The 25,549-nt window shown below is 41.8% G+C and carries 18 protein-coding genes and 1 pseudogene; 6 read left to right on the top strand and 13 right to left on the bottom strand.

From position 1 onward, the window contains the following. Positions 1-91: 91 nt before the first annotated feature. Positions 92-358 (bottom strand): annotated as a pseudogene (locus EKC99_RS12740) (aminotransferase class III-fold pyridoxal phosphate-dependent enzyme); the annotation flags it as partial. 408 nt (positions 359-766) lie between these two features. Between EKC99_RS12740 and EKC99_RS12735 the strand changes: the two are divergent. Both EKC99_RS12735 and EKC99_RS12730 read left to right on the top strand, forming a co-directional pair. After that, entirely contained in the window at positions 767-1,924 is a 1,158-nt protein-coding gene (locus EKC99_RS12735) for a CaiB/BaiF CoA transferase family protein (RefSeq protein WP_075039351.1), read from the top strand. Further along, the gene (locus EKC99_RS12730) at positions 1,914-3,104 is read left to right on the top strand and encodes an acyl-CoA dehydrogenase family protein (RefSeq protein ID WP_021095283.1); all 1,191 of its coding nucleotides are present in this window, start codon (positions 1,914-1,916) and stop codon (positions 3,102-3,104) included. The genes EKC99_RS12735 and EKC99_RS12730 overlap by 11 nt, the downstream gene beginning before the upstream one ends. Positions 3,105-3,124: 20 nt before the next feature. Here EKC99_RS12730 and EKC99_RS12725 read toward each other — a convergent pair whose 3' ends face one another. The 5 genes from EKC99_RS12725 to gltB form a co-directional block, all read right to left on the bottom strand. Then, positions 3,125-3,451: a DUF3870 domain-containing protein gene (locus EKC99_RS12725; RefSeq protein WP_003395822.1), complete on the bottom strand. Its 327-nt coding sequence runs from the start codon at positions 3,449-3,451 to the stop codon at positions 3,125-3,127. A gap of 85 nt (positions 3,452-3,536) precedes the next feature. Beyond that, complete coding sequence (gene ilvD / locus EKC99_RS12720) at positions 3,537-5,219, bottom strand: dihydroxy-acid dehydratase (protein WP_039938584.1); 1,683 nt, start codon at positions 5,217-5,219, stop codon at positions 3,537-3,539. 110 nt (positions 5,220-5,329) lie between these two features. Beyond that, complete coding sequence (locus EKC99_RS12715; protein WP_163152169.1) at positions 5,330-5,689, bottom strand: alpha-helical endospore appendage domain-containing protein; 360 nt, start codon at positions 5,687-5,689, stop codon at positions 5,330-5,332. A gap of 60 nt (positions 5,690-5,749) precedes the next feature. Next, the gene (locus EKC99_RS12710) at positions 5,750-7,207 is read right to left on the bottom strand and encodes a glutamate synthase subunit beta (protein WP_163152168.1); all 1,458 of its coding nucleotides are present in this window, start codon (positions 7,205-7,207) and stop codon (positions 5,750-5,752) included. 36 nt (positions 7,208-7,243) lie between these two features. Continuing rightward, complete coding sequence (gene gltB / locus EKC99_RS12705; RefSeq protein WP_240468879.1) at positions 7,244-11,788, bottom strand: glutamate synthase large subunit; 4,545 nt, start codon at positions 11,786-11,788, stop codon at positions 7,244-7,246. A 119-nt stretch (positions 11,789-11,907) separates the two neighbouring features. On the opposite strand from gltB, the gene gltC reads away from it, so the two are divergent. Then, positions 11,908-12,807, top strand: coding sequence for a glutamate biosynthesis transcriptional regulator GltC (gene gltC, locus EKC99_RS12700; RefSeq protein WP_163152166.1), 900 nt, complete (start codon positions 11,908-11,910; stop codon positions 12,805-12,807). A gap of 33 nt (positions 12,808-12,840) precedes the next feature. Here gltC and EKC99_RS12695 read toward each other — a convergent pair whose 3' ends face one another. Next, complete coding sequence (locus EKC99_RS12695) at positions 12,841-14,202, bottom strand: methyl-accepting chemotaxis protein (protein ID WP_163152164.1); 1,362 nt, start codon at positions 14,200-14,202, stop codon at positions 12,841-12,843. A 566-nt stretch (positions 14,203-14,768) separates the two neighbouring features. On the opposite strand from EKC99_RS12695, the gene EKC99_RS12690 reads away from it, so the two are divergent. Then, positions 14,769-15,233, top strand: coding sequence for a GyrI-like domain-containing protein (locus EKC99_RS12690; protein WP_019417808.1), 465 nt, complete (start codon positions 14,769-14,771; stop codon positions 15,231-15,233). A 52-nt stretch (positions 15,234-15,285) separates the two neighbouring features. On the opposite strand, the gene EKC99_RS12685 is transcribed toward EKC99_RS12690, so the two are convergent. From EKC99_RS12685 to EKC99_RS12675, 3 genes are all read right to left on the bottom strand, one after another. After that, positions 15,286-16,209, bottom strand: coding sequence for an AEC family transporter (locus tag EKC99_RS12685; protein WP_009361421.1), 924 nt, complete (start codon positions 16,207-16,209; stop codon positions 15,286-15,288). 115 nt (positions 16,210-16,324) lie between these two features. Continuing rightward, the gene (locus tag EKC99_RS12680; protein WP_163152162.1) at positions 16,325-17,755 is read right to left on the bottom strand and encodes an aldehyde dehydrogenase family protein; all 1,431 of its coding nucleotides are present in this window, start codon (positions 17,753-17,755) and stop codon (positions 16,325-16,327) included. A gap of 144 nt (positions 17,756-17,899) precedes the next feature. Continuing rightward, positions 17,900-19,300, bottom strand: coding sequence for a cryptochrome/photolyase family protein (locus EKC99_RS12675; RefSeq protein ID WP_163152159.1), 1,401 nt, complete (start codon positions 19,298-19,300; stop codon positions 17,900-17,902). Between the two features lie 89 nt (positions 19,301-19,389). On the opposite strand from EKC99_RS12675, the gene EKC99_RS12670 reads away from it, so the two are divergent. Beyond that, positions 19,390-20,850, top strand: a complete 1,461-nt coding sequence (locus EKC99_RS12670) for a phytoene desaturase family protein (protein WP_075039347.1) — start codon at positions 19,390-19,392, stop codon at positions 20,848-20,850. Positions 20,851-20,871: 21 nt separating this feature from the next. Here the strand turns inward: EKC99_RS12670 and EKC99_RS12665 are convergent, their stop codons facing one another. Together EKC99_RS12665 and asnB are read right to left on the bottom strand one after the other, a co-directional pair. After that, a complete protein-coding gene (locus EKC99_RS12665) occupies positions 20,872-21,282 on the bottom strand; it encodes a protease complex subunit PrcB family protein (protein ID WP_240468878.1) in 411 nt (136 codons plus the stop codon). 111 nt (positions 21,283-21,393) lie between these two features. Next, positions 21,394-23,286 carry an asparagine synthase (glutamine-hydrolyzing) gene (asnB, locus tag EKC99_RS12660; protein WP_075039345.1) on the bottom strand — a complete coding sequence of 631 codons (1,893 nt, stop codon included), beginning with the start codon at positions 23,284-23,286 and terminating at the stop codon, positions 21,394-21,396. 237 nt (positions 23,287-23,523) lie between these two features. Between asnB and EKC99_RS12655 the strand changes: the two genes are divergently transcribed. Next, positions 23,524-25,053 carry a multicopper oxidase family protein gene (locus EKC99_RS12655; RefSeq protein WP_163152157.1) on the top strand — a complete coding sequence of 510 codons (1,530 nt, stop codon included), beginning with the start codon at positions 23,524-23,526 and terminating at the stop codon, positions 25,051-25,053. A gap of 65 nt (positions 25,054-25,118) precedes the next feature. Here the strand turns inward: EKC99_RS12655 and EKC99_RS12650 are convergent, their stop codons facing one another. Further along, positions 25,119-25,427 carry a HepT-like ribonuclease domain-containing protein gene (locus EKC99_RS12650; RefSeq protein WP_163152155.1) on the bottom strand — a complete coding sequence of 103 codons (309 nt, stop codon included), beginning with the start codon at positions 25,425-25,427 and terminating at the stop codon, positions 25,119-25,121. Positions 25,428-25,549 lie beyond the last annotated feature (122 nt).

The following is a 25,549-nucleotide window of genomic DNA, read 5'->3' as shown; positions in this document are numbered from 1 at the left end:
TGGGATTGTTTGTGTGGTTACTTACATTCTACAGGAAAAGTGCTCTTTTTTCTATGTTTTTATGGATATTATTGGTTAATCAACACACGTGTTTTTCTGCTAATAACACGTACGATTCGTAAGGCGTCACGTGAAAACATGGATGAATAAACGCTGCTGCCTGCTGCTGAATGGCAGCGACTACTTTTGGGTGACAATGTCCAACGTTTTGTACACCAATCCCCCCCGCAAAGTCGATATATTCGCGACCATCTATGTCGCGAATCATTGCTCCTTTTGCTTCTTTAATAAAAATTTCCGTCACATTGTATGGCGCTCTTGCAACCGCTTCTCTTCTTCGTTCCATCCAATTCGACATGATCTCTCCTCCTTCGACAAATAAAAAGCCAGTTTAATCATCGTGATGACACAATGACTAAACTGGCTGGTGCTTATGCGTTGCTCGCCGATCAGACGAGTAAAATAAGCTCCACAGTTTTTGCTTATTTGCTTTTATTTTAAGACAATCTTTTTAATTTTGTCAAACTATTTTTAAAATAAAAAATATTTACAAAATAAATGTGTTGTTTTATACTGAAAATAGCTAACCCCACCAAACAACTGACCGTTTGGCTTCGGGTAGCAACGTAACTTTTTTTGTTAAAGAACTGTTCCGATTCGACCGACTTTCTTTTCGAAAGGCACGCTCGAATCGTTTATGCCAGTTCCTTTCCTGTACGTTGTAGGGAGGGACTGGCTTTTTTATTACGAAAATGGAGGTGAACAAATGGCCGGAGCTTTAGATGGGATTCGAGTAATTGACTTAACGCGCGTTCTTGCTGGTCCATATGCCACAATGATTTTAGGTGATCTCGGGGCAGATGTCATAAAAATCGAGGCACCTGGTGGATCAGATGATACGCGATTTTGGGGACCACCGTTTCAAAACGGGATGAGCGCCTACTATGCAGCGGTCAATCGAAACAAGCGAAGCATAACTGTCAATTTAAAAGATGAAAGCGGAAAAGAAACGATTCGTCAACTTTCGAAAACAGCCGACATCATCATTCACAATTTTAAAACCGGAACGATGGAGCGGCTTGGGCTCGGGTATGATGATCTGTCAGCCATCAATCCGCAACTCATCTACTGTTCAATTACTGGATTTGGTGAAACAGGACCGTATCATCATTTAGCTGGCTATGATTATATTATTCAAGCGATGAGCGGCTGGATGAGCATTAACGGGACAGAACAATCCGGACCATTAAAAGTTGGCGTTGCGGTCACAGATATCTTTACCGGTCTGTATGCAGCGATCGCCGTACAAGCAGCACTCATCGCCCGACAAAAAACAGGGAGCGGACAAAAAATTGATTTAAGTTTATTTGATTGTGCCATTAGTGCACTTGTAAACGTTGCGTCGAATTATTTAATGTCCGGTGAAGTGCCAAAACCGTTAGGAAACGATCATCCAAATATCGTTCCATACTCGACATATGAAGCAAGCGACGGTTTGTTTGTTGTCGCAGTCGGAAACGATCGGCAATTTCAGGCGCTATGCGAATTGCTAGAAGATCAATCGATCGGTGCAGATGAGCGATTTCGAACAAATGCCGGCAGAGTCGCTCATCGTCACGAGCTAAATCGCCGGTTAAACGACGAATTAAAAAAGAAAACGCGCGCGCAATGGCAACAATTGTTTGAACAAAAAGGCATTCCTTGCGGCCCTGTGCATACGCTCGATCAAGTGTTTCAACATGCACAAACGCGCGCACGAAACATGCTTATCCACATGAATCATCCAGATGTTGGAGCGTTAAAACTTGTCGGCACACCGTTAAAGTTTTCACACACACCGGTCACATATCGGTTCGCACCACCCCTTGCAGGAGAACATAACGATTTATTTATTAAAGGAGGAAACAAACTTGATGAACTTTGATTTTACTCCAGAACAAGAAATGTTGCGACAAACTGTAAGAAAATTTGTTGATAAAGAAATTTTACCCCACATAAAAGAATGGGATGAACGAGGCTATTTCGATCCAAACATTTTAAAACGTCTTGCGCAATTAAACTTAATGGGCGTATGCATTCCAGAGCAGTACGGCGGAATGGGGATGGATTACAATTCTCTAGCCATCGTATGTGAAGAGCTTGAACGTGGAGATACTGCGTTTCGCACAGCAGTTTCTGTTCATATCGGACTTAATAGTTTAACACTACTTCAATGGGGAACAGAAGAACAAAAACAAAAATATCTCGTGCCACAAGCAAAAGGGGAAAAAATTGGGGCATTCGGATTAACCGAGCCAAACGCCGGTTCAGATGTTGCAGCTATTTCCACAACCGCTGTACGCGATGGAGATGACTACATTTTAAACGGACAAAAAACGTGGATTTCTCTTTGTGACATTGCCGACCATTTCATCGTTTTTGCTTACACAGATAAATCAAAAAAACATCGCGGTATTTCTGCTTTTATCGTTGAACGGACGATGCCTGGTTTTTCATCACGTGCCATCAAAGGAAAACTTGGCATTCGTGCAGGCAATACAGGTGAGCTATTTTTCGACAATGTCCGCGTCCCAAAAGAAAATTTACTCGGGGAAGAAGGAGAAGGATTTAAAATTGCGATGTCCGCGCTCGATAACGGACGATTTACTGTTGCTGCTGGGGCTTGCGGCTTAATTATGGCTTGTTTAGAAGCAAGCGTGAAATATTGTCACGAACGAAAAACGTTCGGAAAAGAAATTGGCCGCCATCAACTCGTACAACAAATGATTGCGAACATGGAAGCAGGGTTGCAAATGAGCCGTTTGCTCGTATATAAAGCAGGATTTTTAAAAAATAAAGGAAGACGAAATACGCGCGAAACGTCGTTAGCGAAATGGATGGCATGCGACTTTGCAAATAAGGCAGCTGACGACGCAGTACAAATTCACGGGGCTTACGGCTATTCCAATGAATATCCTGTAGAACGATATTTACGAAACTCAAAAGCGCCAGTCATTTACGAAGGAACGCGCGAAATTCATACGATTATGCAAGCGGAATACGTGCTTGGCTATCGTCAAGATAAACCGCTCCGAAAAATGCTTCCAGCTTGGGAAGAAAAATAGAAGGTGGCTCGTGTCACCTTCTATTTTTCTGCATGCATCTTTTCTTCTAGTTTACAATATTGTTTATACAAATCTTTTAATGCTGCGCATAACGCTTGATTTGCTTTTCCTAAATACCCTTCATGTAATTGAGCGAGCGGCTCGTCAATCCCATCTTTTAATGAATGTCCTTTTAACAACCGCGCCACATAATCACGGCCGTGTTCTGTTGCTAACGTACAAGAAGCATCAACGATGACACCGTACTTTTTATCTACCTCTGCCGTAATTGTCAACGTATCAAACACGCTTTTTGCCGCCATTCCTGAAGGCAATCGTGCATGACCGGCAATGAATTGCGTATTCATTTTTTTCACTCCCATCATCGTTTTACTTCTTTCATTATAACGGAAGCTTGTTTTCCATTTACGAACAACCTTTCGACAAAATTCTTTAAATTTTCATAATTCCACCTGTACTTGCGGACGTGACGAGCTTCGAGTAGCGAGCTAAATAACCTGTTTTTACTTTTGGTTCAAACCCTTTCCAATTCATTTTTCGTTTTTCCCACTCTTCTTCTGGAACATGTACATCAATTGTTCGTTTAACAATATCAATCACAATATGATCTCCATTTTCCACAAATGCAATCGGGCCTCCTTCAGCCGCTTCTGGTGATACGTGCCCAATCGATAGTCCACGGGAAGCCCCTGAGAAACGGCCGTCCGTAATGAGCGCTACTTTCGTCCCTAATCCCATCCCGACAATTTGTGATGTCGGTGCTAACATTTCTGGCATACCCGGTCCACCTTTTGGCCCTTCATAACGAATAATGACGACATGCCCCGGCTGTACTTTTCCTGCTGCAATTCCTTCAAGTGCTTCTTCTTGAGAGTCAAATACAATCGCCGGTCCTTCATGGCGTGTAATTCCTCCTTGAATGCCACCTGTTTTAATAATTGCACCGTCTGGGGCTAAGTTGCCGAACAATACAGCTAGTCCACCTGTTTCTGAATACGGACGGTCAATCGGACGAATGACTTCATAGTTTTTCACTTCGCACCCTGCAATGTTTTCGCCAAGCGTTTTTCCAGAGACCGTCAACGCATCTAAATGAAGTGTGCCTTCTTTTTTGGACAATTCATGTAATACGGCAGACACTCCACCTGCTTCATGTAAGTCTTCAATATGCATATCCGATGCTGGTGCAAGTTTTGCTAAATGCGGTACGCGGGCCGCAACTTCATTAATGCGCTCAAGCGGATAATGAATGCCTGCTTCATTCGCAATCGCTAACGTATGTAGCACCGTATTTGTTGAACCACCGAGAGCCATGTCAAGTGCAAACGCGTTATCAATTGCTTTTTCGGTCACAATATCACGTGGTTTAATATCGTGCTCGATTAAATACATTAACTGTTGAGCCGAACGGCGCACAAATTCTTTTCGTGCCGGATCAATGGCTAAAATCGTACCGTTACCCGGCAGAGCTAAACCAAGCGCTTCAGCTAAACAGTTCATCGAATTGGCTGTAAACATCCCTGAGCAAGAACCACATGTCGGACAGCCGTACTGTTCAAGTTCTTGTAACCCTTTTTCGTCAATTTTTCCTGCTTGATACGCCCCCACTCCTTCAAATACAGAAGAGAGCGAAATTTTTTTCCCATCGCTTGTCACACCTGCTTTCATCGGCCCCCCGCTTACAAAAATGGTTGGAATGTTTAAGCGCATCGCAGCCATCATCATACCAGGTGTAATTTTATCGCAGTTTGGAATGCATACCATCCCATCAAACCAATGCGCAGAAATGACGGTTTCAACAGAATCGGCAATAATTTCACGGCTCGGCAACGAATAGCGCATGCCAATATGTCCCATCGCGATGCCGTCATCCACTCCGATCGTATTCATTTCAAACGGTACACCGCCTGCTTCACGAATCGCTTCTTTCACAATTTTCCCAAACTCTTGTAAATGAACATGTCCTGGAATAATATCAATATACGAGTTGACAACCGCAATAAACGGTTTATTGAAATCTTCCTCTTTTACCCCTGCCGCGCGCAATAAACTACGATGTGGCGCACGGTCAAATCCTTTTTTAATCATATCGCTACGCAAAGCAAATCCCTCCATCTTTTCTGAACTTGTTAAACATTGTAACACTTTTTTAAATAAAATGACAATTCCAAAAATAAAAATCCCTCTATCTACAAATATCGTAGACAAAGGGACTAATCCGTTGTTTATTGATCGCAATCTATTTTATCTTTATGTTTTTTTCGCTTTTGTTCATGAAAAAGATGAATTAAATCGCTAACATCTTCTAACTTAAATTGAAGTAACATTTGATTTTTCAGCACCGTCCGTAACGTTCGCTCAACAGATCGGTTGACTTTCAATAAATCATGAAGCGTCTGTGCTTTCGTCCCACTTGCACTCGTTGTGAGGGTCCCTAACACGGCTTGCAACTTTTCTGCCTCAGCATTCATAATATGCGCCAAACTTAATTCCTCTAATGCGATTGATGCAAGCAACAGCGACAGCACATCTTCTTCATCTAAATCAATGTCCGGCTTAATATTAGGGATGTTTGGAAAAGACAAGTAGATCATCTCCTTTTTTTCAATGATACAACAATCATATGCACAAAAAGAGGAGATGATTCATTTCCCTAAGAAATCGTCAACTTCTTTCGCCGCTTCCCGACCTTCATGAATAGCCCAGACGACAAGACTTTGTCCACGTCTTGCATCACCTGCGACAAATACCCCTTCGACATTTGTCTTGTATCGTGACGCTTTTACTTTTTTGTTTTCTGTTTCTACTCCAAATTGTTGTAAAAGCGATGGCTCTGGTCCTTCAAAACCGATGGCAATCAGCACGATGTCACACGGCCATACTTTCTCTGTACCCGGAATTTCTTTAAATGCAATACGCCCATGTTCGTCTACTGTTTTTTCCATTTGAATCGTATGCAGTTCTTTTACGTTCCCTCTATTATCACCGACGATTTTTTTCGTTTGAATGCAATATTGACGTGGATCCGTGCCAAACTTCGCTTCCGCTTCTTCATATGCATAATCAACGGTAAAAATAAGCGGATATTGTGGCCACGGATTATCATTTGCACGGTCAGTCGGCAATGCGGGGTGTTTTCCGAACTGAACAACGCTTTTACATTGTTGGCGAAGCGCTGTTGCCACACAGTCAGCTCCCGTATCTCCACCACCGATGACGATAACATGTTTATTTTTTGCATCAATAAACGTTTCTTCTTTTTCCCCCGTCAACAACCATTTTGTTGTTCGGGTTAAGTAATCCATCGCAAAATGAACGCCATCTAGTTCACGTCCTTCTATAACAAGATCGCGCTGTTTTTGCGCTCCAATACAAAGAACAACCGCATCATATTGTTTCTGTAACTCATCGACGGAAATATGCTTTCCAACTTCTGTATTCGTGATAAACGTAATTCCTTCTTCGCTAAGCAGGCGCACACGCCGTTCGACGACATCTTTTCCAAGTTTCATATTCGGAATGCCGTATGTTAATAATCCCCCTATGCGATCGGCACGCTCGTATACAGTGACAAAATGACCTGCTTGATTTAATTCGTCTGCACATGCTAAACCCGCTGGCCCTGAGCCGATCACAGCGACTTTTTTTCCCGTTCGCTTGTTCGGAATGCGCGGTTGAACCCAACCTTCTGCGAATGCTTTGTCGATGATTGCTCGCTCAATTCCTTTAATGGCCACCGCCGGATCGGAAATAGCTACGGTGCACGATCCTTCACACGGTGCTGGACAAACACGTCCCGTAAACTCTGGAAAGTTATTCGTTTTTGCTAACCGTTCAAACGCTTCTTTCCAACGTCCACGATATACAAGGTCGTTCCATTCTGGAATGAGATTATGAATCGGGCAACCAGATGTTAAACCATTTAGTTCCATTCCCATATGACAAAAAGGAGTACCGCAATCCATACATCGCGCTCCTTGACGTGCTAACGTTTCATTTGAAAACGGAAACGTATATTCGTTCCAATCATGTAAACGGGAAAGCGGATCACGCTTTTTTTCTTCCTCCCGTACATATTCCATAAATCCCGTTGCTTTCCCCATCGTTCTCCCCCTTTCTTTTTTTACAGAAGCGATCGCTTACTTCGCGACCGCTTCGATCACTTTTTCAGCGACGACACCTTTTTTTCTTGCGACCGTTTCAAACGCTTGAAATACCGCTTCGTCATGCGACAGCCCGCGTTGCTTCATCGCCTCAATCGTTTCAATCATAAGCTTATAATTTTTCGGAATGACTTTGATGATGTCTTTCACAACTCGTTCCCAATTTGCAAGCACATACGCTGCTTTCGGGCTTTCTGTATATTCGTAATGTTTCATAATCATATGTTGCACATCTCGTATTTCGTTTTCATCTACTAACGACTCAAATAAAACGAGTTCACGGTTCGCGCGTTTTTTCCACGCATCGTCATCAGCAAGTACGTATGCTATGCCACCGGACATTCCAGCGGCAAAATTTTTCCCAACAGAACCGAGGATGACGACACGTCCGCCTGTCATATACTCACAGCCATGATCACCAACACCTTCAACAACGGCAACAACTCCGCTATTGCGAACGCAAAAACGTTCCCCAGCTCGACCGCGAATGTACGCTTCACCGCTTGTTGCACCGTAAAAAGCCACGTTTCCAATAATGACTTGATCACTACATGCAAACTCCGCTTCATGCGGTGGCCGAACGATTACTTTTCCGCCTGACAGCCCTTTTCCGACATAATCGTTCGCATCTCCGATGAGCGTCATCGTCATTCCTTTTGGTACAAACGCCGCAAAACTTTGACCGGCTGAGCCGTGAACATGTAGCCGGATCGTATCTTCTGGAAGACCTTCTTCTCCGTATCGTTTTGATATTTCACTCCCAGCCATTGCACCGACCGTGCGATGAACGTTGCGAATCGGGACATGTAACTGTATCGGTTTTTTATCTTCTAGCGCTTTCTTTACCGCTGGCAAAATCATCGTATGATCAAGCGTTTCATCGAGACGATGGTTTTGCGGTTTAGAAAATGTTCTCGGTCCGTCCACTTGATACAACAGGCGCGATAAATCAAGATGTTTCGCTTTCCAATGTCGTTTCGCCCGCTCACTTATTTTTAATACATCTACCCGTCCAACCATTTCTTCGATCGTGCGGAAACCGAGTTGCGCCATCATCTCACGCACTTCTTGGGCGATAAAATACATGAAATTGATGATATGCTCTGGTTTCCCTGTAAATTTTGCTCGCAACTCCGGATTTTGTGTCGCTACACCAACAGGGCACGTATCTAAATGACAAACGCGCATCATGACACACCCTAAAACGACAAGCGGAGCCGTCGCAAAGCCAAATTCTTCAGCACCAAATAATGCGGCCATCACAACATCGCGACCAGTCATTAATTTTCCGTCTGCTTCTAATACAACACGATCTCGTAATCCGTTTAACATAAGCGTTTGATGCGTTTCGGCTAAACCGAGCTCCCACGGAACCCCGGCATGTTTAATGCTCGTTTTTGGCGAAGCGCCCGTACCACCGTCATATCCGCTAATGACGATCACATCGGCACCACCTTTAGCCACTCCTGCCGCGATCGTGCCAACGCCAGATTTTGCAACGAGCTTCACACTAATGCGCGCATGACGATTCGCATTTTTTAAGTCATAAATGAGTTGAGCTAAATCTTCAATAGAATAAATGTCATGATGCGGTGGCGGTGAAATAAGTTCCACACCTGGCGTAGATCCACGCACGTTTCCAATCCACGGATATACTTTATTAGAAGGAAGTTGTCCCCCTTCCCCCGGTTTTGCACCTTGCGCCATTTTAATTTGTAACTCATCGGCATGGACTAAATAATGACTTTTTACACCGAACCGTCCCGATGCAACTTGCTTAATTGCACTGCGACGAAAATCACCATTTTTATCTCGTACATAACGCCGCGGATCTTCTCCACCTTCTCCGCTATTGCTTTTTCCACCGATGCGATTCATCGCAATCGCAAGCGTTTCATGAGCTTCTTCGCTCAATGAACCATATGACATAGCCCCTGTTTTAAATCGACGTACAATCGCTTCCACAGGTTCTACTTCTTCAATAGGAATCGGTGTGCGCGTTTCGTCAAACGTAAATAAATGACGTAAAAATGTCATTTGCTCTTCGTTTGCCATTTTCGAATATTGTTTAAACAGTTCGTAGTCATTTTTTCGACATGCCCATTGTAACGTATGAATCGTTTTCGGATTAAACGCATGATGTTCACCGTTTTTACGCCATTGCAATTCACTTCCAGAATCTAATGTTTGATCATAAGATGTGTGGAACGCTTGCATATGACGCATTTTTGCTTCTTGAGCAATTTCATCTAAACCGATTCCGCCAATTTGTGATGCTGTTCCTGTAAAATATTGCTCAATCACATCTGCACCAATACCGACCGCTTCAAAAATTTGCGCCCCACGATAGCTTTGTACGGTTGAAATACCCATTTTTGACATCACTTTCACAACGCCATCCGTCGCTGCCTTTTTATATGCTTCTACTGCCTTTTCGTATGTGGAGTGAAGCACTCCTTTTTCGATCGCTTCGCGAATAGTCGCAAATGCTAAATACGGATGAATCGCATCTGCCCCATAACCGATTAACGCGGCAAAATGATGTACTTCACGCGCTTCTCCGCTTTCAACGATTAAGCTTACTTTTGTACGCGTCCCTTTTCGAACAAGATGTTGATGCACTGCGCTGACCGCAAGAAGGACAGGAATAGCTACACGTTGTTCATCTATTGATCGATCAGATAAAATGAGTAATGTCACACCAGAAGCGATGGCTTCATCTGCTGCTTCACATAATTCGTCTAACGCCTCTTTTAAGTTATCTGTAAAAACCGTTGACAACGTGACGCTAGCAAATTCGCGATACGGACTCATTCGAATTGCCCTTAATTGTTTGTCACTAATAATCGGGGACTGCAAACGAATGCGCCGAGCAGCAGACGCATCTAGATTTAACAAATCTCCTTCCTTGCCAAGCAACGTCACTGTTGATGTAACGGTATATTCACGAATGGCATCGATCGGCGGATTTGTTACTTGCGCAAATAGTTGCTTAAAATAATTGAACAAGCTTTGTGGCCGGTCGGACAAAACCGCTAACGGTGTGTCATTTCCCATCGCCCCTGTCGGATCTTTTCCATCTGTCGCCATCGGCATGATCGTTTTTTCAACATCTTCATACGTATACCCGAACGCTTTTTGTTTCGTGACGAGATCGTCAATTACTTGTTCATCATCGTCAGTTGTAAATTGGTCAATTGAAACGATTTGTTCGTTTACCCATTGACGATACGGACGTTCATTAGCAATTTGTTTTTTCACTTCTTCATCTGATATGATCCGTCCTTGTTCGAAATCAATAAAAAGCATTTTCCCAGGGCTTAATCGTTCTTTATACAAGACGTTTTCTTGTTCAACATCAACAACTCCAACCTCTGATGAAAAAATAATATAGTCATCTTTCGTCACATAATAACGAGCAGGGCGAAGACCGTTCCGATCTAAAATCCCTCCAATTTGTTTTCCGTTCGTAAACACGATCGCTGTCGGACCATCCCACGGCTCCATTAGACAGCTGTAATATTCATAAAACGCCTTCCTATCCTCGTCCATCTCTTCATCCCAATACCACGGTTCAGGAATGAGCATCATCGCCGTTTCAGCGAGCGATTTTCCTGCTAACACAAAAAATTCAAACGCATTATCAAGCATAGATGAATCGCTTCCGTTCGTATCTAAAATCGGAAGCACTTTTTGTAAATCTTCACCAAAAACATGTGACGTAAATTGCTTCTCCCGTGCCATCATCCAATGAATGTTGCCACGCAACGTATTAATTTCTCCATTATGGATTAAATAACGGTTCGGATGCGCGCGCTCCCAACTTGGAAATGTATTTGTACTAAAGCGAGAATGAACGAGCGCAAACGCAGAACGAAATCGCTCATCTTGTAAATCGATATAAAAGGCATCTAACTGCTCCGGAGTAACTAGTCCTTTGTAAACAATCGTGCGACTTGATAAACTCGCAAAATAATATTCATTGTTTTTTACGACTTTTTCTGCTCGTTTACGAATGACATATAACTTTCGCTCAAAGTGTTGTTCATCTGTCACTTCATCGCTCGCTGCAATAAAAAGCTGGCGAATAAACGGACGACTTTTTTTTGCTAATGTTCCGAGTTTTTCGACATCAACGGGCACATCTCGCCATCCGAGTAACGTTTGTCCTTCTTCATGGATGATATGAGAAATTTGATGCTCTAACATCATTCTTTTTTGCTCGCTATGCTCAAAAAAGAAAATCATCCCAACTCCGTAACGTCCTTTCGGAGGAAGCGAAAATGAACAAACGTCCCGAAAATAATCATCAGGAATTTGCACCATGATTCCAGCCCCGTCACCTGTTTGCGGGTCGCTTCCTTGACCGCCACGATGTTCTAATTGCCGTAGCATATGAAGACCTTGCTTTACAATATGATGGGACGCTTCACCTTTTAAATGAGCATATAAACCGATCCCACATGCATCATGTTCAAACTGCGGACAGTACAATCCTTGCGCTCTTGGTAAACCTCTCATGTGAATCCCCCATTCCGTCATCATGTATGTATAATTGTAGATTTCAATAATCATACAAACAATATATAATTTAGATAACATTCATCTCATTTTGAGAACTGTGGAAAGGAATAGAAAATATGGAATTAAGACAACTCGTTTATTTCACGGAAGTTGCGAAACGGGAACATGTGTCAGAAGCTGCTGAAGCATTGCATGTTGCGCAATCCGCCATCAGTCGCCAAATTGCCAATTTGGAGGATGAGCTTGGAGTCAAGCTGTTTGAACGAGAAGGAAGGAATGTGAAATTAACACCGATCGGGCGTCACTTTTTACAACATATTGAATTAGCACTAAAAGCGATCGACTATGCGAAACAACAAATTGAGGAATATTTAGATCCAGAACGCGGAACGATTAAAATCGGCTTCCCAACAAGTCTCGCTAGCTATACGATGCCGATGGTCATTTCTACGTTTAAACAACAACATCCACACATTTCCTTTCATTTACGCCAAGGGTCGTATAAATTTTTAATCGAGGCGGTGAAAAAGCGAGAAATCGATTTAGCTTTTTTAGGTCCTGTTCCAACAGAGGAAAAAGGTATTCGAGGGGATATTTTATTTACAGAGTCGTTCGCAGCGCTCATTCCAAAAGATCATCCTCTTAGTCAAAAACGAAGCATTGCACTAAGTGAATTGCGACACGAGCCATTCGTCATGTTTCCAGAAGGATTTATTTTGCGAAAAATAGTAGAAGATGCTTGTAAACAAGCAGGCTTTTCTCCAATTATTTCATCGGAAGGGGAAGATTTAGATGCGATCAAAGGGCTCGTTTCAGCAAGTATTGGCGTCACTTTATTACCAGAAAGCACGTTTTATGAGACAACTCCACGCTATACAGTGAAAGTGCCGATCGAACTTCCGCTCGTTCGTCGCAACGTCGGAATTATTTTACCGAATCACGATCTAGCACCATCTGTCAACGTATTTTATCAGTTCGTCAAACAATTTTTCGCCATGTTAGATCGATACCAGTAAGCCAGCTGATGTGCTAGCTGGCTTACTGTATAACTACACAGATAAATCGATACCAACAACCCCAACAACACAACCTTCTTGAACAATTGGTGCTGAAATGGTCAAACACGGCCGTTTTGTCAACGCTGATGTATATACAGAAGAAACGTACACATTGCCTTTAATCGCCTCGACAAACCACGGCCGAGCTTTGGCATTGACAAGACCTGCTGGAGGATTTGAGTAAATAAATGTTCCGTCGATTCGATTTGACCAAACGGCCTCGACATTTTCGTTTACGTGTAAAAATTCATTTAAATACACTTCATGTTCACTCGCATCCAAACGATCAAACGGATAAGATTGTACAAATGATGTAAGTTTTTCTTTCATTCGTTCAATGACACGCAAGTCCATAGAGAACGTTCGTTCATGGTCATCTTTTTTCATCATGACTTGTAATTCATTTGATGTTTTTTCAATCGCTTCATTCACTTTTAACATTTGTTCGACATTTTTATGCTGTATATCCATATGTTTCGCTACTTCGTGCGCATAGTTTTTATTTTCTGATGCCATCGCTGAAATGTATGCAAGCAAAGCTGAAATTTCTTGTACACTCGCTGTCTGCCCTTCAACAGATTGTGCCGATTCGTGGGCCAATGCAGTCATATCATGCAACCGTTCTTTAAACCCAACCATAAGAGATAATACACGGTTCATTTCGCTTGATCCGTTCTCGATTTGCTCATTTTCTACTTCTACCATTCTCATCGTCGAATGAATCCCCGATTGGATAGAAGATAAAATATTTCGCGTTTGTTCTACTGCCACAGATGTTTGATTCGCTAATTTTCCTACTTCATTTGCAACAACCGAAAAGCCTCTACCGTGCTCCCCGGCGCGTGCCGATTCAATATTTGCATTCAAGGCTAAAATACCCGTTTTTTGAGAAATTGAAGCAATCGTTGACAAAATGTGGCGAATTTCTTGTGACTGCTTAACTAACAACTCCATCTGACTAAGTAAAGCATAATGACTCGTTCGCAACTCATCCATGTCAAGTTGAAGTTTTTGTAATGAATTCCATGCCACAATAAGCTCATTATAGGACGCTTCACTGTACTCATGAATGCGACGGGAAACATCGGAAACTTTCAATGCTGACGACTCGATGACTTTCGTTTTTTCTTCCACTTGCAGCGTATAACTTACTGTTTTTTCTAAATGGTCAACAAGTTGGAACGTACTTTGTTGCGTTGCATTAGACGTATGATCAAGTGAACTAGCAGCTAGTTTCATTTGTTCAACAACCGCTTTTAATTGATCAACCGCCACTTCGATTTGACTTAGTATTTCACTCGACTTCTCCTCTCCAGCTTCTTCCACTTTCAATCTCTTCTTTATCAAAAACATACACACGCCCCCTTATGTTATATTTAATAACATAAATATAACATAAGAAGTGAATAAAACAACTATTTTTTCTTAATATTTTGAAATATGTGTTACTTTTCTTCACAACATGCTTTTTCAGAAAACACCCACATACGACTTGTCGAACCAATTTTATCCTGATCATTGTCGCTATCGTTTTGTTTAAAGCAATCGGAAACATTTCACTGAAACGATGCAACATCATGATCGTCACGATAAGAGAACAGAGGTTTACGAGAAAAAAGCGAACAAATTGTTTTTTCCCCCTCCCGCTGATCGAAACGTCCACGCTCAATTTCATATGTAGCTATTGATCACTCCTACGCTATAGCCAAATATTTGTCACATACGGCACATAAAGTGCTATGAGGGATTACTCATCCCAACAACAATAAAACGAAAAAATGGAACGATATTATTCCATATCATGCAACACCTGCTGAAAAAATTAAAAGTTCATATTGGATTTTTATGTTAATATAAAAAGGTGAGAAATTTCAACTCATGCAAAAATGTCCATAAATTTAACAAAAGGAGCTAACGAAATGGAGTATAAAATTGAAACGATCCCATTTGAATTAACACTAGTAGGAAAAGGGTACCGCGTAAAAACAAACGAAGCATTTCAAACGATTCCTTCACTTTGGGCTCATGCCGAGAAGAATGGATTGATGCAACAACTTATTGATTTGTCATGGGAACAGCCAAAGTGCACACTTGAAGGACTGTTAGGCGTTTGCGGAAGAGATGCAACAATCACAGATGAGGAGTTTGTTTACTTCATGGGGGTACGCTATGACGGAGAAGTGTCAAACATGGAACGAATGACGATTTCGCATGATACATGGGCGGTTATTCCAAATATTGACGAAGCGTGGCAGCAATTATATTCGCAATGGCTCCCTGCTTCTCAATATAAGCTCGCTCATTTTCCTTGTATCGAATGTTATTATCCGCCAACTCACCATCCGGAAAATGAATTGTGGGTTCCTGTTATCATGAAACCATAAAACAAACCTATGCCAAAAGAACCATAAACGGTGGGCTCCTTTGGCATGTGGGTTAAAAATAAACATGCGCTATACCGATGACACTAGCTACTGTCACCGGACTAAGCAAAGTAGATAAAAATACAGCTTGGGCTGCATATTCGGGATGATGATTGTATTCTAGCGCATATAACGCTGTATTTCGCGAACAAGGATATGCACTCGCAATAAGCAACGCTTGGGCTGTAATTCCTTTTATATGTAAAATCAAAATGATTAAAAAAGCGATGAAAGGAGAGAGAATTAGCCGACTACCAATCGTTATAAACATGAGACGCGGAATACGTTTCATATTCATATAAGCAAGTTGAGCACCTAACGTCAACAAAGCAATCGCTAAAAAAGCATCAGCGACATGCTCAAGCGGCTGCCAAAGAAACGATGGTACAGAAATATGAAAAACTCGGAAAACAACACCAAAAATAAGGGCATAAATAATCGGGTTTTTTAAAAATTCTCGAGTCATTTTCCCTTTCTTTTCACTTGCAGAAATAAACTGAAACAATCCATACGTGTTCGTTAAAAAGTTTTGAAAAATCGTTACGACAATTTGGATCGACAAACCTAGTGGCTCTTGGCGAAAAATAAGTTGGCTGACTGGGATACCAAAATTACCAGAATTGTTAAGCACCATTGTATTTTGAAACGTTGCCCCTAAACTTCGATCAAGCTTTAGCCATCTTGCCATCATCGCACTAAGCATAATAAGCGTCCCATTTTGTAGAACGAGAAAAAAGAGGATGTTCAACAATACATCACTTGTTATGTCGCTCTCATAAATGTTTACAAACCCAACTGCCGGAAGCAAAAAATATGTCGTTATTTTTGACAACGTATTCATATCGAAATGAAACAATCGATGCAAATACGCCCCTGCACCAATCAACAAAAACAGCGGTAAAATGACATCAATCACAATGCGGATAAAAATGTCCAATGGAAGTCCCCCTTTTATGTATTACTTCCTTGCACTCATCCATCCTTCGCGCACCTGAACGAAAACGGCTCTTGTTTCAGACGACAAGAGCCAAAATTGTTCGATTGTGCACTCTTTACCGATTTCGGTTGAAAATAATAAGCTTTAACTCTGTCATTTCTTCTATTGCGTATCGAATACCTTCGCGCCCAAATCCGCTTTCTTTTACCCCGCCATACGGCATATGGTCGACACGAAACGTTGGAATGTCATTAATAAGCACCCCGCCGACATGTAGTTTCTCTGCCGCTTCCCATGCGGTATGAACATTGTCTGTATATATGCCTGCTTGCAACCCGTAGCGCGAATCGTTGACAAGCTCAATCGCTTCGTCGACAGATGAAACTTTATTAATCAACACAATCGGTGCAAACACTTCTTGGCATGATACCTTTAATGTTGGTGATGCGTCTAAAATGACTGTCGGCAACAATATATTTCCTTGTCTCTCCCCACCGATTGCAACGGTAGCGCCTCCTTGTTTCGCTTCCTCGATCCATTGTAACGAACGCTCCACATCTTTTCCAGAAATAAGAGCCGAAACGTCTGTCTTCGGATCAAGCGGGTCACCAACTTTCAACTGCTTCACCGCTGCCACAAACTTTTCGACGAATTCTTTATACCGTTTTTCATGCACATAAATACGTTGCAAGGAAATACACACTTGTCCCTGGAACGAGAAAGCACCGACAACGCATCGCGGAATGATTCGATCAACGTCCACTTGTTCATCAATAATGACGGCTGAGTTTGACCCTAATTCTAGCGTCACGCGTTTTAAGCCAGCTTTGTTGCGAATAGCGATTCCTACTTCAGGACTTCCTGTAAATGTGATCATGCGAACACGCGGATCTGTCACAATTTGATCGCCAACTGTTTTTCCGCTGCCTGTCACGACATTGAGTGCCCCTTTTGGCAATCCTGCTTGTTCAAACAACTCCGCGATAAAATACGCAGAAAGTGGCGTTTGGCTCGCAGGCTTCAATACGATCGTATTTCCAGATGCAATCGCAGGGCCTAGCTTATGCGCTACTAAATTCATCGGAAAATTAAACGGGGTAATCGCTCCAATCACTCCAATCGGTTCTCTGACCGTAAAAGCGACACGATGTTCCCCGCCTGGCGCAGCATCAAGTGGAATCGTCTCCCCATGAATTCGCTTCGCCTCTTCCGCCGCAAATTTATACGTTTGAATTGTCCGCGCTATTTCCGCTTTGGCGGTTGTGATTGGCTTTGCGGCTTCTTTCGCGATGATCGTAGCCGCTTCGTCCGCACGCTGTTGCAATAACGTCACGCCCCTCTCTAAAATGGCCGCGCGTTCATGTGCAGGCATCTTCGCCATCGTTCGTCGCGCTTCATCCGCTGCCGCAATCGCCCGTTGGACATGTTGTTTTGTCGCAATTGGAATGTGTGCCAATACTTCCCCATCATATGGCGCCAAAAGTTCAGCGTACGACTCTGCTTCTACCCATTCTCCGTTAATGTAAAGCTTCTTTTTTTCTATCATTGTTCTCCCCCTTTCTCATCTCCCTCAATCAAAACGGCTCATAACAACGCTGAAGGATAGACGCTCTTTATTTCTATTCTTTTTTTACAATTTATAATCCTTCATGATTTAACTAAAGCAAAAAAGCCCACTTCATCAAGTAGGCTATAATCGTTCATTCATTTGAAACAACGCAATCGCACGTTGGCGTTGTAATGAATGGTCTACTGTCGGCGCAGGGTAATCGACTTTTATGTTACTTTTCCATGGCTCATGAATATGCGCCGAAGGGAGAGAAGAAAGTTCTGGTACATATGTGCGAATATACGTGCCGTCTGGGTCAAATTTTTTCGACTGTTCAATCGGGTTAAAGACGCGAAAATACGGTACAGCATCTGTCCCGACAGAAGCAGCCCATTGCCATCCCCCGATATTTGATGCTTCATCGTAATCGATTAACATGTGCTGAAAATATTGTTCACCCATGCGCCAATCAATCAAATAATCTTTTGCTAAAAATGAAGCAACGACCATACGGAGACGATTGTGCATCCATCCTTCCTTTTTCAACTGGCGCATCCCTGCATCGACGAACGGAAAACCTGTTTTTCCTTCTTTCCACGCTTCAAAACGTTCGTGATCACGCAACCATGGAAGATGGCGATACTTTTCAATAAACGCTTCCGTCTTTGTAAACGGAAAATGTGCATAAATCATATGATAAAAATCACGCCAAGCTAGCTCTTTTATATACGTTTCTACCGCTTCGTCATAACCGTTGCCAAATTGTTGCGCAACCGCATGAAAAACGGTGCGAATAGAAATCGTCCCGGTTTTTATATGTGGAGATAAACGACTTGTTCCTGTAACGCTCGGAATATCTCGTTTCCGATGATAAGATGGGAGTGCCGTATCGATAAACTGCTGTAAAACATGTAAAGCGTCTTGTTCGCTCGTATGTTCCCAACGTTTCGTACATTGCGCAAGCCACATCGTAAACATACGCTCATCTTGTTCGGAGAGCGGCGTGATATGTAACATATGAGCACGTAACAAATCGATGTCTACTGAAAGTGGAAAACGTTTCGGACGTTTTCGCCATGCGCGGTAATATGGTGTATATACTTTATAAGGCGTTCCATCTGCTTTTCGTACCTCAAATGCCCCATGCATATGCGCATCATCATATGTATACACTTCCACCCCATGCCTTTGTAACAACGCCTGAACATCATCATCCCGCTCTTTTCCGCGTCCAACTTCGTCTTTATTAAAAAAAATCGCACGCATATTTGTATGATAAATGAGGCGAGTAAACACTTGATCCGTATCCCCGTACAATACATGCATGTGAATGCCGTATTCACATAATGACTGGCGAAACCGCTCAACTGTTTGAAAAAAATATTCATGATGATACGTTCGCTCTTTCGCGAAATAAGGATCAAAATGGAAGAAAAAAAGAAGCTTTCCTTCCCTTTCTTTCGCCCAACGAAGCGCATGAACGAGCGCTGTATGATCGTGTAATCGAAAATCTCGGCGAAACCAAACAACAGCTGTCTGCATATATCCCACCCTTTCATATGTTACGTGTTTTTATTGTACAATATTTGTTTAATAATTGTATAATAAAAAGAAAAAAGAAGGTGAACATATTGTACGATGTCATTGTTGTTGGAACAGGATTCGGAGGGATGACCGCAAGTGCGCTGCTTGCAAAAAAAGGATATCGCACACTCTCGATCGAAGCTGCCAGCGAACTCGGTGGATGTGCAGGAAAGTTCGAGCGACAGTCGTTTCGTTTTCAAGCAGGCGCTACACTTGGGATGGGATTTGAAGAAGGCGGCGTATTTTCACAACTATTTCATGAACTCGACATATCTCCCCCTCCTGTTCATTTATTGGATACGATCATGGACGTACATTTTTCGGAACGAACGATTCGATATTACCAACAAAAAGAACGTTGGTTTGACGAAATTGCCCGACAGTTTCCAAAAGATAGCGCAGCCATTGTTCGCTTTTTTGAAGAGATGTTTTCTCTGGCGGATGCGATGCTTTCGTTTGTATATAAACGACCGATCGTTCCTCCCAAAACGATCAAACAGTTATTTCAAGCGATGCAAAAAGCAGATCGCAAGCTAATAAGCGCAACACCATTTTTGTTTCAATCGATTGCGAAACGACTCCAACATTACGGCATTCGTGATGAAACGTTCATCGCTTTTTTAAACGGCCAACTCGTTGACAGTGTGCAAACAACGATTGAGCGTTGTCCCGCTTTGCTTGGCGCCGTCGCCTTAAGCATATTTCATCGCGGAGCGTTTTACGTTGAGGGAGGGCTTGCAAACGTTGTTCATGCGCTTGCGGAACGTTACAAACAGCTTGGCGGAGAACAACGGATGCGTGAAAAAGTCGTATCCATTCGTAAACAACGTCATTGGCTTGTGACGACGAATCGAAAACAAACATATGAAGCGAAACACGTTGTATTTAATGGCTCTCTGCATAGTATTTTCTCCATTTTAGACGATTCAATAAAACGCATATTTTCGATTCGTGAAGAAAAGGAAAAAAAGCGCCCAGCTTGGGGAGCATTTACAATTTATCTTGGCATTGATGACAATTTACCATCAGATCGTTTATACCATCAATTTATTGTTGATCAAACAAAGCCGATGAGTGAAGGAAATCAATTTTTATTGTCCGCTTCCGCACCGTTCGATCGACAAATGGCGCCTGTAGGAAAACGTTCCATAACGATTTCGACCCATACCGAACCACTTCATTGGTGGGATCGTCATGCGTATGATGAACAGAAAAAGATGCTTACAGAACAAATATTGCAACGTGTCTACAAAACATTCCCTTTAACGAATATACATGTTCAATTAGTCGGCACACCTGTGACATTTTCTCGTTTTACTCATCGGGCGTTCGGAAAGGTAGGAGGATATATTCCAAACGGTGTTTTCAGTTTATTGTCTACGTATTCACCGCAAACAAATGTTGAAGGATTGTGGCTTTGCGGAGACACGGTATTTCCTGGCGCAGGCTCACTCGGCTGTGCATTGTCAGGATGGATTGTGGCGGATGGCATTTCAGCAAGCAAATAGCTCTATGCACAACACATAGAGCTATTTGCTGTTTATTTCTACTAGGATCGTTGTTTTTATTTTTATAGCCACTTTCGGATATGTTAGCGCTTGCGTAACAATAGCATTTGGCGCTGGTTTTCGCTCTTTATACGAGACGATCGCCTTCCCTTTTTCGTATCGCACATCGATGACTTCAATCCCATATCCGCCCGTCCTTCTTTCACCAAGATGAATAACAACATACGTCACACCTTCTTGTTGAACGGCATACGTTTGAAATTGTTTATGCTGTTTTTCATACAACGCTTTCACATGTTGTGGAAGTTGTTCGGCTGTAACTAATTCGTATGCGATAGGCTCTCCTTCTTTATACGCATATTGTTTCTCTGCTTTCGATACACTGCAAGCAGAAAGAAGAAAACTCATTAACATAACGATCCATTTTTTCATTTTCATATTCCCCTTTCTTATGCTATTGTACGCACAGAACACAATAAACAAACAATAAAGCTTTTAAAAAAAGAGCCCCTAGGTAAAACAGGAGCTCCGAACATGACTCATTTACACGAACAGTTTTCTTTTTTCTTCTTCATTCATAAAGTGATATTTTTTCTCGACATACACTTGATGCCAAACCATGAAAGTAAGTACGGTCCATATTTTTCGGCTATGATCTGCTTTGTTTTGACGATGTTCCTCTAGCAGACGATACAATACGTCTTTATGGAATAGATAATCTGTTTCACTTTCTTTTATCGTACGTTTCGCCCAGTCATATATTTCATCTTTTAACCAGTGCCGAATGGGAACAGGAAAGCCTAGCTTTTTGCGATGTAAAACATGATCTGGAACAATCCCTTCTGCTGCTTTCCGCAAAATATACTTTGTCGTTTTATTTTTCACTTTCATTTCCGGAGCAATTTTTGCGGCGACTTCAAATACTTTTTTATCGAGGAAAGGAACGCGTAATTCTAAAGAATGTGCCATCGTCATTTTATCTGCCTTCAATAAAATATCGCCTCGCAACCATGTGTGAATATCAATATATTGCATCCGATTGATCGGAGGATATCCTTCTGTTTCATGGTAAAACGGCGCGGTAATGTTTGTGTATGCTATATGTTGATCGTATGCTTTCAGCAACTCCTTTTTTTCCTGTTCACTATACATTTTCGCATTGCCGATATAACGTTTTTCGATTGGGGTAATCCCGCGTTCAATAAAACTTTTTCCCTTTACTCCTTCTGGCAATACTTTTGCGATCATTGCTAAAATGGAGCGTATGAAATTCGGCATTCGTTCAAATATTTGTAAAGATTTTGGTTCGTGATAAATGTTATATCCCCCAAACAATTCATCTGCTCCTTCACCAGAAAGAACAACGGTTACATATTTCCTCGCTTCTCTTGCTACGAAATAAAGAGGGACAGCTGCCGGATCTGCTAATGGATCGTCCATATGCCATATAATTTTCGGCAATTCCTCCACATATTCGTCCGGAGAAATGACGTAACTAATATTTTCAACCCCTAACTTTTCTGCCGTTTCTTTTGCTACATCAATTTCGTTAAATCCTTCTCTCGCAAATCCGACTGAAAATGTTTTGATATGCGGATGAAATTGTTTCGCAATAGCTACAATGAGGGAAGAATCAATTCCTCCTGACAAAAATGAGCCGACCGGAACATCGCTACGCATATGAATACTTACCGAATCAAACAACGCTTGTCGAATTTCTTTGACAAGTTCACTTTCCGATTGATTCGTCGGATGAAATGTAGCTTTCCAATAGCGCTGGATATTTAATTTCTCTCCTAGTTTTTTCTTCATATAATGTCCAGGCTCTAGCTTGCGAATATGAACGGACATCGTCAATGGCTCTGGAACATATTGAAAAGTTAAATAATGTTGCAAAGCTTCATGATTTAGTTCGTCGTGTTCAAGAGCATATAAGATACTTTTCTTTTCGGAAGCGACAAATAGATGATCTTCTTTTTCTACATAAAAAAACGGTTTAATCCCGAACGGGTCACGTGCTGCGAAAATTTCTTTTTCTTGTTTATCCCAAATAACAAATGCAAACATGCCACGAAGTTTATTTACTACGTTTTCTTTTTCAATACTATATAAAGCAACGATCACTTCTGTATCAGAATGGGTAGAAAACGAACACCCGTTCTTGATTAATTCGTCACGCAACTCGACGTAGTTGTAAATTTCCCCATTAAATATAATCCAATATCTCTCATTTTCATAACATAGGGGCTGATGTCCATTTTCAAGATCAATAATGCTTAACCGCCGAAACCCAAAACTGACGTATTCATCAAAAAAATAGCCATGATCATCAGGACCACGATGAGTGATCAGATCGTTCATGTTTTGGAACGTTTCTTTCCAGTTACTATTTATCTCTTTCGGGACATCAGAAATATAGCCAACAAAACCACACATCCTACAGTTTCCTCCATCTAGTCGTCATTTTGCACATGAGAATGATTGAACTTGCTGTTTCGTTTTTGTTATTTTATTTAAACAATAAAATGTGGAGAAATGATGAACAAAAACTCTCATTCACACAAAAGACTATACCATAAATTTTGACCACTGTCTTTATAAGCTTTTCTCCATACATTTTGCACATTTCTTTTTTATGATGATGTTACGATACAAGTTTATGGAGGGAAAGCGATGAAGAAATTATGGTTAGGAACCGTATTGGTAGGAGTCATTGCGCTGAGTGCAGCTTGCTCTAATTCGATGCAAGGACACGATATGTCCAACATGCATACGAAAAAAGAAACAACTTCCAATAAAGAGAATTTGCCTTTGGCAAATGATACAGAGGCGCTATCCGGAAAAGAAATTCATCTGACTGCGAAGGAAACATTATTGCAAATCAACGATCAAGTCCAGTTCCCGGTATACACGTATAATGGATCGGTACCAGGAGCGCAAATTCGCGTAAAGCAAGGAGAGCGAGTAAAAATTGTTTTTAAAAATGAATTGCCTGAACCGACCGCCATTCATTGGCACGGCTATCCTGTCCCTAATGATCAAGATGGTGTACCTGGGGTGACAATGGATGCCATTAAACCAGGGGAAACGTTTACGTACGAATTTACAGCGACTGTACCTGGAACGTACTGGTACCATTCGCATCAAAAAAGTGCCGAGCAAGTGGACAAAGGATTATACGGTACATTGATCGTTGAACCAAAAGAAGGAGAACAAGTCGATCGAGATTACACGCTCGTATTAGATGAATGGATGAGCCAACAACAAGCATCAACGACGGAACAAGCCAATCATACAAATATGCATCACGGCAATAGCCCGATGATGCATGATATGAGTATGTACGATATTTTCACGATTAACGGAAAAAGCGGCCAAGCGATTGAACCACTGAAAGTGAAAAAAGGCGAAAAAGTGCGGCTTCGCCTCATCAACGCAGGGTACATGTCTCATAAACTCCATTTGCATGGACATTCATTTAAAATTGTCGCAACAGACGGACAGCCATTAAACGATCCGCAACCAATCAAAGATGAACTGTTGAATATCGCTCCAGGTGAGCGTTACGATATTGAGTTTATCGCCGATAATCCAGGAGAATGGTTATTAGAATGCCATGGAGATATGAAAGGTACTGATGGCATGAAAGTAAACATTCAATACGAAGGCCAAACAAACAAGACGGACAAAACAAATGCTAAAGAAACGCTTCCTGTTGTCGATATCACAACGTACGGAAAATACAAAACAGGGCCATTTACGCTAGACCAAACGTACGATGTAGAGTACACGATGGATTTAGGAACGGCTATGGACAAAAATGGGATGGTGTTCACGATCAATGGAAAAACGTATCCTAACACAGCGCCAATCAACGTGAAAAAAGGCGATGTTGTCAAAGTAAAACTAGTGAACAGCTCGCCAATGGACGTCCATCCGATGCATTTACACGGCCATTTCTTCCAAATATTAAGCAAAAACGGGAAGCCAGTCACAGGCTCTCCATTGATCAAAGATTCGTTGAATATAAACCCTGGAGAAGAATATGTCATCGCATTTCAAGCAGACAATCCGGGAAATTGGATGTTCCATTGCCATGACTTACATCACGCTTCCGCAGGAATGGTGACAGAACTAAAATACAAAGACTACAAATCAAGCTATACGCCAGATCCGAACGATACAACGAATAAAGGGGAGTAAGAAAAGGCGCCCTCTCCAAATAAAAAGACTGGAGGGGGCTTTTAACCGTGCATAACATTTGAAGATTAATTTTTATTTAACAACTGTTCAACATGCTGTTTTAGCTTAGGAATCTTATTTCGAACAACATCCCAAACAATTCGGTAATTAATGGAGAAATAACCATGGATCATCATATCCCTCATACCAGCCATCTTTCTCCATTCGATATGCGGGGATGCCTGTCTAATTTCTTCTGGAATGTTTTTAGCTGCTTCACCGATTACTAATATGTTTTTAATGACCGCATCTGATATTAAGTCATTATCTAGAAAATCATCATAAGAAAGCCCTTGGGTGTACTTCTCAATTTTTTCTGCAGCAACTATATACATGCACTTTAAGATAATGACTTCTGTATGAACACCTTTTTCTATGGTTATACTGCTCCTAAATACCCACGTATAAAAGGAGCGGAAATGGCATGAAACGTCTGAAAATCACAAATGATCACGGT

The organism is Anoxybacillus sp. MB8, assembly GCF_011006755.1.
Taxonomy (GTDB): Bacteria; Bacillota; Bacilli; order Bacillales; family Anoxybacillaceae; genus Anoxybacillus; species Anoxybacillus gonensis.
Note: the sequence above shows the minus strand (reverse complement) of the source record. Positions and strands in the feature narration are given on the sequence as shown.

What these genes read in the sequence shown, in the direction of transcription:
- asnB (WP_075039345.1), bottom strand. Translation starts at nt 23,286, where the DNA reads ATGTGTGGTTTTGTTGGCTATATTTCTGATGTCCCGAAAGAGATAAAT.
- EKC99_RS12730 (WP_021095283.1), top strand. Translation starts at nt 1,914, where the DNA reads ATGAACTTTGATTTTACTCCAGAACAAGAAATGTTGCGACAAACTGTA.
- ilvD (WP_039938584.1), bottom strand. Translation starts at nt 5,219, where the DNA reads ATGGAGGGATTTGCTTTGCGTAGCGATATGATTAAAAAAGGATTTGAC.
- EKC99_RS12650 (WP_163152155.1), bottom strand. Translation starts at nt 25,427, where the DNA reads ATGTATATAGTTGCTGCAGAAAAAATTGAGAAGTACACCCAAGGGCTT.
- EKC99_RS12690 (WP_019417808.1), top strand. Translation starts at nt 14,769, where the DNA reads ATGGAGTATAAAATTGAAACGATCCCATTTGAATTAACACTAGTAGGA.
- EKC99_RS12655 (WP_163152157.1), top strand. Translation starts at nt 23,524, where the DNA reads ATGAAGAAATTATGGTTAGGAACCGTATTGGTAGGAGTCATTGCGCTG.
- EKC99_RS12725 (WP_003395822.1), bottom strand. Translation starts at nt 3,451, where the DNA reads ATGAATACGCAATTCATTGCCGGTCATGCACGATTGCCTTCAGGAATG.
- EKC99_RS12680 (WP_163152162.1), bottom strand. Translation starts at nt 17,755, where the DNA reads ATGATAGAAAAAAAGAAGCTTTACATTAACGGAGAATGGGTAGAAGCA.
- EKC99_RS12735 (WP_075039351.1), top strand. Translation starts at nt 767, where the DNA reads ATGGCCGGAGCTTTAGATGGGATTCGAGTAATTGACTTAACGCGCGTT.
- EKC99_RS12695 (WP_163152164.1), bottom strand. Translation starts at nt 14,202, where the DNA reads ATGTTTTTGATAAAGAAGAGATTGAAAGTGGAAGAAGCTGGAGAGGAG.
- EKC99_RS12675 (WP_163152159.1), bottom strand. Translation starts at nt 19,300, where the DNA reads ATGCAGACAGCTGTTGTTTGGTTTCGCCGAGATTTTCGATTACACGAT.
- EKC99_RS12710 (WP_163152168.1), bottom strand. Translation starts at nt 7,207, where the DNA reads ATGGGGAAAGCAACGGGATTTATGGAATATGTACGGGAGGAAGAAAAA.
- EKC99_RS12665 (WP_240468878.1), bottom strand. Translation starts at nt 21,282, where the DNA reads ATGAAAAAATGGATCGTTATGTTAATGAGTTTTCTTCTTTCTGCTTGC.
- gltC (WP_163152166.1), top strand. Translation starts at nt 11,908, where the DNA reads ATGGAATTAAGACAACTCGTTTATTTCACGGAAGTTGCGAAACGGGAA.
- gltB (WP_240468879.1), bottom strand. Translation starts at nt 11,788, where the DNA reads ATGAGAGGTTTACCAAGAGCGCAAGGATTGTACTGTCCGCAGTTTGAA.